Source organism: Gilliamella sp. Lep-s35 (genome assembly GCF_009795845.1).
GTDB lineage: Bacteria > Pseudomonadota > Gammaproteobacteria > Enterobacterales > Orbaceae > Gilliamella.
Genome location: NZ_WTEX01000039.1, coordinates 1 through 8,806 on the forward strand (window position 1 = coordinate 1; position 8,806 = coordinate 8,806).

The following is an 8,806-nucleotide window of genomic DNA, read 5'->3' on the forward strand; positions in this document are numbered from 1 at the left end:
ACACCCCCAAACCAGTAAAAGAACTTACGCCGTACTTACTGTCACACCACTATATAAAAGATTAAACAGGAAATCACCATGCAAACTAAAACAAGTATAACAACACTCCTAATCATGACTTTAAGCAGTTTACTGTTAACTGGGTGCGATACTTATCCGTATAAAGTGTAGTAGCTCAAACTTAATCTGACAGACACATATTACTCATCGGCTTTCATTTTAACAAAATTCGTGTCCGATGAGCAAAATAAACTCTCCAATTGCTTTTCCTTAACCAACCCCTTTGCATCATTCCATGTTTGCCATGGTGTCTTCCCATAACAATATTTTCCTGAATGCGCTCTTTCTCGATTGTAAAATTCAAGCCATTGCTCAATATCGTTTTGTATTTCACTCAATTGCGTGTAAATCTTACGCCGAAATAAAATATCATAACATTCTGTTTTCATCGTCTTATGGAATCGCTCACAAATACCGTTAGTTTGTGGGCTGTAGGCTTTGGTCTTGGTGTGTTCAATATCTTCTAGATTAAGATAAAGCTCATAAGCATGGCTCTCCTTATGGCCATTATATTCCGTACCTCGGTCTGTAAGAATGCGTAACAGCGGCACTTGTTCGCTGTCAAAGAAAGGAAGCACTTTATCATTGAGCATATCGGCAGCAATCAGACTATTTTTCTCGGTATAGACTTTAGCAAAAGCGAGTCTGGAATAGGTATCAATAAATGTTTGTTGGTATATTTTCCCTATGCCTTTAATGTGCCCTACATAATAGGTATCTTGTGCACATAAATATCCCGGATGATGTGTCTCAATTTCACCATGCGCTTCTTTTGATGCTTTGGCTTTTTCAAGGGCCTGTAATTGAATTTCAGTGAGCACACATCCTTCTTGTGCCACTTTGGTTTCTAGGGCTATTAAGCGTTTTTTAAAACTTTCTAAATCGTGACGTAGCCAAATAGAGCGTACCCCACTCCCTGACACCATGATGCCTTCTTGGCGGAGTTGATTGGCAACCCGATGTTGCCCATAAGCTGGATATTCATAGGCCATATTGACAACGGCTTGTTCTATATGTGGCTCTACCCGATTTTTTTCGATAGGCTTTTTACGACTGATTTCTTGAAGCGCAAGCTCACCCCCTTGCTCATACAATTTTTTAAAGCGATAATAGCTATCTCGACTGTATCCCATGACTTTGCAAGCTTGTTGAACGTTACCGAGTTGCTTAGCTAATTCTAGTAGTCCTAATTTAGGTTTAATGATTTTGGCTGTTTGATTCATTTCTGACTCTCCTTTTTGTGTTATAAAATAACTTAGATGTCAGATTGAGTGAAGACTATTACATATAAAGAAAATATTCAAAAAAGTAACGACTACAATAACCCAACAGGCGATAAAGCATTATGCATGATGGTGGGCAGAGTGACACAATCCATGTATCCGTATACTACTTATTATATGCAAGGGCAGGATTTACCATATTCGCCAGAAACACAAAAAGCAATTTTTAATCGATTAAAAAATGGTAGTTTACACCTTTTTGCCGGGATAGGTTTTTTTACCGAAGAGTACGCTGGCGACGTTGACGGCAGGGCGACGTACCGTTACGACCTGACCGATTTAGGGCGAAAATACGTTGACTGGTCATTTGATAATACCAATTTTTGTTTTGGTCGGGTGGTGGTGGACAAAATAATTAGCACAAACGACACCATTAACGGGGTGGGGGGCGGTACGGTGCGGGATGTCCAATTTACTTATCATCTTGAAAATGTGCCGGATTGGGTCAAAGACCCACAAATCTATAAACGATTTGGATATTTTAAAGAACAAGTCAATGGAGAACCATTTAACGGATGGCACAGTTATAGCGTGTCTGGTAATGGAAAGTTAACAACCATGACTTGTGTCAGCGGTACATATCAATGGGCATATGATTATAATGATGAAATCAAAGAAGAGTAATTAGAAATTGTTAGTTTTAAATGGTGAAAAAGCTGTGTTTAACGTACCCAAGATTGGTCTGTATTTAATTAAATGGAGCTTAGGTAAAATCAAAGGGAAGCATGACGTGACTATCAAGGTGAATTACTGGCCAGAAGGTAAGCAAGAGGAGAGTGGCGACCAAAGCCAAAGCGATAACAGCAGCAGCGACCCGAACAAACAAAGCAAGGGAGCAAAGGCAAGATCAATATTGAGTAGATCGTTAAAATCACCTACCAAAAAGAAAAATGTTATCTTATTATCAAAAACTGCTCGGTGCACAGGAAAAGTTGCGAAAGTAGGCACCGCTAAAAAAACTGCTTGGGTATAAGTAACCATATGATAAATATAAAATTACATCATTAATGCATATTAAAATAAATCGTTCAAAAAACAACAAAAATTGGCAGGGTTTTCTACTTTTTTGCTGTGCTATTTTAGGGGATAGCTACAAAAAACCTTTATTTTGCTAGAAAAATAAGCAAATTTTAATAAATTTTTTTAATGAAAAAATTAATTAATTTAATCGTTAAGATTGTAATTAATTCGTAAATCGTTTAATTTATTCACAACTTAAGGGTAATTATTTATTTTAGCTTTTAAAGGGAATGGCAATTCAGAAGAAATTATGTCAAACAGTTTTCAAAATGAAGTCCTAGCTGCCCGCGTGAATATCAGTTTAGATTTACACACAGGCGGAGCCTCAAAGAAAGTTGAACTGCCACTTAAAATTTTGTCAATTGGCGATTATGGTTGTGGAAAAGACAAACGTTCACTTTCTGAAAAAGAAAAAGTATCTATGCCTTTTACTCAATACTATACGGAAATTTAAACCAACACGAACATATCAAAAATATTCTTAATGATGTTATTTTTAATGCACCTGGAACATTAGCAGAACGTTTTTTAGCGATTGAATCAGATTTTAAAAAGCTATTGAAGTAATGCGAAAGCGAATTATGAGTATATAAGGATAAAAAATGACAAGTACCACCAATACGGATTTTAATGATAGTGATATTCAACCGAACACCGATGCCCCTGTTGTCACAACCGAACTCATACACGAAGCGAAAGAAAATATGGCGCTAAGTAACGGAAAATGCGGTGCCTGTGAGCGAACGGGATTTCCGCTATTTTTAGTTCGAAAAAGCGTGGTGCCTAAATTTTTTAAAAATAGCGAAACGAATATTTGGGATGCGGGCATGTTGCCACTAAATGGTCATGAGCCGACCACCGCCTTTACGCACTTTAGCTATGTTTATCGAACGTTACGTGAAGGTTATGTGTATATTTTGCTCCAAAAAAACAAATCGGCAAAAGGGTGGCAAGGTACTGATTTAAATTTATTAAAAGTCAAAGTATTTGAAGTGACAAAATCCGGGGCATTTAGATTAAGAGAGTTTCGTGACGTAAAAGGCAGCAGACCAAAAGAATTACCGGAAAACTGTGTCACAGAAGGACATCAATTTAAATCCAAATTTATCACGTTGGACAATAAAATTTATGACAAAGCGTGGATAGCCTACAGTCCTTACCGTTGGGATAAAGACGTGGTGGATCACTACCGCAAAGATGAAGAGGACCGAAATAAACGTTTTACGGTGGTTGATTTAACACAAACCGAGCCATCAAAGTTAACGGCTAAGGGGGAACGCAGCTTTTCATTTAGCGATTTTACTCGAGCACCGGTCAAAGCAGCGCCTGTTGAAGGCGAAAAACAAGGTAGTGAATCGACAAAAGCGGTTGAAGGACCGACAAAACGCTATCTGCTAGAAATGGAATGCAATAAACAAGAAGTGCTGGATTATTTCAATAAAGAACAGCTAGATGCAAGACGCCAAAAATCAAAAGAAGAACAAGACGAAGCACAAAAAAATGCACGCCAAAACAGCAATACCCAGGCACAAAGTCAACCCGCTTCAATTGGCATAAAAGATACCAAATTAAATAAAGAAATCGCCAAAGGCAGTTTTTATGCGCAAAATTACGATTTAAAAAATCAGCTTGAAAACACAGAAGAAAGCATAGTGCAAAACTACCGCAATATATTTTGCTCAGCCAGTCAGTTTAATACCTTAAAAAAAGAAGTCGGTGGACTCAATGACGATTTCAGCAAAACAATAGACGGCTATAAAGAGGAAGCTTACGATAACTCGAATTACAAAACGACCGAAATCGGCGTTATCTTAGTTGAAGACAGCTTAGGGATAGCTGAAGAGCTTGCTGTCCAACGCAGACAGCTATTATCACCGGTGGTGGATGGTTTGGCTGGTCGCAGTCAAGAGCAAACCCTTGCCATTGAAAAAAGGTTACAAGCAAATTTAGGCAAAACCGTTAAAGAACTGATTTTGGAAGAAAAAGACAGAATGGATGATGAAATAGACCCAAGCATCATTCAATCCTTTTATACTGAAAACCTGATTGATTTGGACTACAACAAACAGTACCGATATGTCAATCGCATTCCTGAATATTTACGGTATGGATGGCCTGCTGAGTACTGGTTAAATAAAAAAATCAATCAAGGGATATCGAATATAAAGGCCAATATCATGGGGCCACGCAAAAAAGCCATTGAAGATTACTTTAATAAACAGATAACCAATGCCAAGAATAAACCATTACTATACTTCAAACCTGAAACAAGTTACGCACGTAATCAATATACCCGTATTGAAAGTTATAAAGATATCTTAAAAAGTGAAAATCAGATTCAAGATGGTTCAGAGTGTATTTTATTTGGGTTCTATAATTCAGACTATAAACAGCATAACCAAATGATTGAGTTTCACCGACAGGGTGCAATTCGAGAAGCCAAATTGATCTTATCACCGAACAATCAGCCCGGTAGCGGTGAATCCGATAAGTTATTCCTTGATGATATTCCATTAAGTGATATTGTAGGCGAAAAGGAATTTTGTACGGAAAATAGTATTCGTCTTCGAGCTCCTACTATCAATTGTGGGATGTCGAAACTAGGACGATTCTATTATTTTAGATTAGTTAGTGAAAAAGGATTTGGTGATTATCTTGAAGAGTCTCCACCATTAGGTCAATATGAAGTCATTAAACTGACAGATGACCAAAAAAAACAAATCTTAGCTATTTATAATGATAAGCCTGATATAGATAAACGAATAAACTATGATGTCGTTGTCGTAAAATTCCCAAATGCCAAAGAAAAAGTTGCCGAATGGAAAAGAAATCAAGTTTGGCAAGACAAACATGGAAAACGAGTTAATGATGATTCCCTACAAAAATATCAACAACTCGATAATCAGCTTTATAGCAACTTAACTAACTATGTAAAAAATGTATCGAAGGATTATTTTACCTATCTGCTATGGTTGTTTGGCAATCAAAACCCCGTACAATTTTGGTTAAAAGAATGCCCCCCCGACACGTCAGACCGGCATATTAATGCCTTAAACAGCTTATTGGTTATTTTAGACAGTGATTTTACTGGTAATCTATACCTTGATGAGCAAGCTCGGTTATGGACACAACTAATCAACAATAAAACGAGTATTTATCGTCATTTACTTGAAGGTCATCCATATTCACTGTTCAATGTTGCTTCGGGCAATGTGGGTGAAGAAGACCGGCAATTAACTGAAGATGTCAAATCGATAATAGCAGCTCAAGGGCAAGAACAAGGTACAACCGACGTTGATAACCCGCTGTCAGGTATTAACACCTTGACTGGTTATATCGATCCGATTAGTAATCTAAAACTACCTAATAATGTCAAAGTTGGGGCTTATTTAACGGAAGAGCTGGTCAAACTATCCATGACCAATATAACAAAAACGCTTTCACATAATGGTACTTATGATTTAAAGACGCCGGTGGCCAATCGGCACCTCATCAGAGCGATGAACATGTTTACCACCGCAAGTCACGGCAACTATCCCGTAAAAGTACCGGTAACCAATTTACAGGATTTTTTAGACAAACTGGGCAGTTCAGCCAAGGTGGTCTACCCAAATCAGCACGGCGGTAATTTGGTTACCACCGTAGGCGACCGTATTCGTGGGCGTTATTCGGCAACCCGTGACCGGTTTACCCTGAAAGGACGAGACATAACCAAAGCGACGGGGCAATTTGTCGAGTTTGATGTACTGCTCACCTTCGATAATGATATTGAACGACTTGAATTTGAAAGCAAAATGACCACCAGCCGTGGCAATGCCAACGTTGATGCATTCGAAGACGTAAAAGCGATTAAATACGAAGAACTCCAAGCCGCGAAATTTGGCGCAGAACAAAATTGGCGCAAAGAAGTATTAGACACTTCAGCAACGGGTATTGTTAATGTTCTCACGTTGGCATATCAATTTATTCAAATCAGCGAGTTAAACAAAAAACTCAAAACATTAACGGACTCGGCCTTGCTTGATAAAGTATCTAAAGCGATATTCAGAACACATCTTGATATTGCCTTAACGGTATCGGAAGCCATTGTCACGGGTACCAAACTGGTCGCCTTATTTGGTGAACGTAGCGACAACCTATTAAAAACGCTTAATAAACTGAACAAAGTCGGTACAGCGATTGGGGGCGTGGCTAAAGTGCTTGCCTTAGTAGATAGTATTGGTGAGCTGGGTAAAGCATCTAAAGCGCTAGCACGGGGGGATACCGGTGCGGTGGTATATACAGTGACATCGATCATTGGTGTTGCGACAGCCGGGATTGGGTTACGGTTAGCGTTGTCAGGACCATGGGGCATAGCCCTTTTACTCGCGCCACATATCATCAATTTTCTGTTTGGTACCTATGATGATGCCAGTGAATGGGACGAAATGGAAAAATGGATGAACCGCTCAATATTTGGCAAGTTTAACCGTATTGACCTGTTTCCGCCATACCCAATTAGTGATACAGGTAACTACCTGTCCGAACAAGATTTTTATTTAGCGTCCCGTAAAGGGTTTTGTTGCACGGCGCATTACGAAGTTGAGTTGAAAGACCTTGTTACCGAGGCAAGGAACAAAAATCCAAATATGCTTCGCACAAAAAAATCACTAACGATCGATTGGGGAACGGATGATCAAACAGAAATTATCGAACAGATGAATGGAGCAAAAACAAACGGCACCAGATACAATCTATATCTGATGATGCAATTACCCGATTTTGTTAAAAGTAAAGCTAAATTTAAAGGTAAAGTCGTAATTCGCCATGCTGAAGGCGAAATGGAAACCATATTAGCTGTCAGTCATGATAAAAAAGAATTAAACATTGAAACCGTTCAGCTAAATGCTAAATATTTTGAAATAGTCAATAAAGACATGATTAGAGATAAAAAGCAAGAACGATATGACTATTTAGAAGATTCAGCTAAAAATAATAAAAAGAATGAAGAGAATAATGAACAAGTAAACAACGATATGCAATTGTGGTATCAAATGCAAGAGGCGATAAGTACGCCACCTTCAGAAAGCGGCAAAACAGAAGAAGGTAAAAAAGAAGACCAGAAACAACAGGCAGAGGTAAATCACGATACTACAACCGAATCATCAGCAAACACTGAAAATAATTCATCTATAGCGAAACCGCCTGATGTTGGCTTATTTGCCATTAAACAACTAATCGGTCGAGTAGTGGATAAATTTGAAGTGATTTGTACTTTCGAATATTTACCGGAAGGCGACACAGACAGATATGGCAATAAAGCGCTCCCTTATCTGCTTTCTTATCAATATAAGGTGGTCAGTTGGTTTGATGAGCTAGTCGATAATGTGGGCGGTGTCATAGAATAAAGCAATCAAAAAAACAGGTAATAATCATGAACAATCAAAAGATAAAACATTTAGTTTCAAGTTGTAGTTTAGTCGTCCTATTATCGCTACTGACGGGTTGTGATAACACCGATTATAAAACCCGAATCCAGAAAGAAAATGACAACATTAATCCCAATGGTAATAGAGCTATCTGTCTGGCAGTGGGTGAAATTTATAAAGATATGTATCCCTATACCATACATTATCTGGAAGGTGAGATAAACCCCAAAGATCCCTATGATAAAATTGCGGCAAATAATGAGGTTAATTTAAAACTCTCCCTATATGCCAAAGAGGGATTATTTACCGAGGAGCTAGTGGGTTATGACGGTGATAAACCGCTATATCGTTATGATTTAACCGATGAAGGTCGCAAATATCTTGATAAAAAATGGTGGGGTGGAACTAACTTCTGTTTTGGCAAAGTGGTGGTAGAAAAAATATTGGAAATTGATCATCAATTGAAAAATATGCCAATGGTATATTTTAGTTACCATATGGAAAATGTGCCCAATTGGATAAAAAATCCGGAGATTTATCGCTTATATCCGGGATATGGCAGTATGGAAGCCGCAGTGACAGGAAATGAGCTAGCAGAAGGAACTCACTATTATTCTAAAAAAAGTGATGGTACTTTAAAATTAAGAACAGGTGAAAGTGGCAGATATGTTTTATAACTTTCTTATCATTATTAGGTTACTTGTTTGAAACATGAATTACACGGCATGCTTTTTACTCAGAATTGAAACAGATAGCCAAGGCAACAAAGCCTTTCCTTATCTGCTTTCTTATCAATATAAGGTGGTCAGTTGGTTTGATGAATTAGTCGATAATGTGGGCGGTGTCATAAAATAAAGCAATCAAAAAAACAGGTAATAATCATGAACAATCAAAAGATAAAACATGTAGTTTCAAGTTGTAGTTTAGTCGTCCTATTATCGCTACTAACAGGTTGTGATAACACCGATTATAAAACCCGAATTCAGGAAGAAAATGACGACATTAATCCCAATGGTAATAGAGCTGTTTGCCTAA

General features: G+C 38.0%; 6 protein-coding genes and 1 pseudogene. 6 read left to right on the forward strand and 1 reads right to left on the reverse strand.

Annotated features, from left to right (window positions below; all coding sequences use genetic code 11):
- Positions 1–200: 200 nt before the first annotated feature.
- Positions 201–1,283 carry an IS481 family transposase gene (locus tag GQ590_RS11310; protein WP_160422606.1) on the reverse strand — a complete coding sequence of 361 codons (1,083 nt, stop codon included), beginning with the start codon at positions 1,281–1,283 and terminating at the stop codon, positions 201–203.
- Between the two features lie 48 nt (positions 1,284–1,331).
- On the opposite strand from GQ590_RS11310, the gene GQ590_RS11315 reads away from it, so the two are divergent.
- The 6 genes and pseudogenes from GQ590_RS11315 (at position 1,332) to GQ590_RS11340 (ending at position 8,626) form a co-directional block, all read left to right on the forward strand.
- A complete protein-coding gene (locus GQ590_RS11315) occupies positions 1,332–1,967 on the forward strand; it encodes a hypothetical protein (RefSeq protein WP_160409273.1) in 636 nt (211 codons plus the stop codon).
- A gap of 7 nt (positions 1,968–1,974) precedes the next feature.
- On the forward strand, positions 1,975–2,316 hold the full coding sequence (locus GQ590_RS11320) for a hypothetical protein (RefSeq protein ID WP_160422608.1): 342 nt from the start codon (positions 1,975–1,977) through the stop codon (positions 2,314–2,316).
- A gap of 297 nt (positions 2,317–2,613) precedes the next feature.
- Positions 2,614–2,787: pseudogene (locus tag GQ590_RS11325) on the forward strand (type VI secretion system contractile sheath small subunit); the annotation flags it as partial.
- A 178-nt stretch (positions 2,788–2,965) separates the two neighbouring features.
- The gene (locus GQ590_RS11330) at positions 2,966–7,750 is read left to right on the forward strand and encodes a toxin VasX (protein WP_160408983.1); all 4,785 of its coding nucleotides are present in this window, start codon (positions 2,966–2,968) and stop codon (positions 7,748–7,750) included.
- 26 nt (positions 7,751–7,776) lie between these two features.
- Positions 7,777–8,448, forward strand: coding sequence for a hypothetical protein (locus tag GQ590_RS11335; RefSeq protein ID WP_160408981.1), 672 nt, complete (start codon positions 7,777–7,779; stop codon positions 8,446–8,448).
- A 34-nt stretch (positions 8,449–8,482) separates the two neighbouring features.
- Entirely contained in the window at positions 8,483–8,626 is a 144-nt protein-coding gene (locus tag GQ590_RS11340) for a hypothetical protein (RefSeq protein ID WP_160408979.1), read from the forward strand.
- Positions 8,627–8,806: the final 180 nt, after the last annotated feature.

Bases quoted from the DNA above. Each gene is read 5' to 3' on its own strand.
- GQ590_RS11310 (WP_160422606.1), bottom strand. From the start codon at position 1,283: ATGAATCAAACAGCCAAAATCATTAAACCTAAATTAGGACTACTAGAA.
- GQ590_RS11330 (WP_160408983.1), top strand. From the start codon at position 2,966: ATGACAAGTACCACCAATACGGATTTTAATGATAGTGATATTCAACCG.
- GQ590_RS11335 (WP_160408981.1), top strand. From the start codon at position 7,777: ATGAACAATCAAAAGATAAAACATTTAGTTTCAAGTTGTAGTTTAGTC.
- GQ590_RS11340 (WP_160408979.1), top strand. From the start codon at position 8,483: ATGAATTACACGGCATGCTTTTTACTCAGAATTGAAACAGATAGCCAA.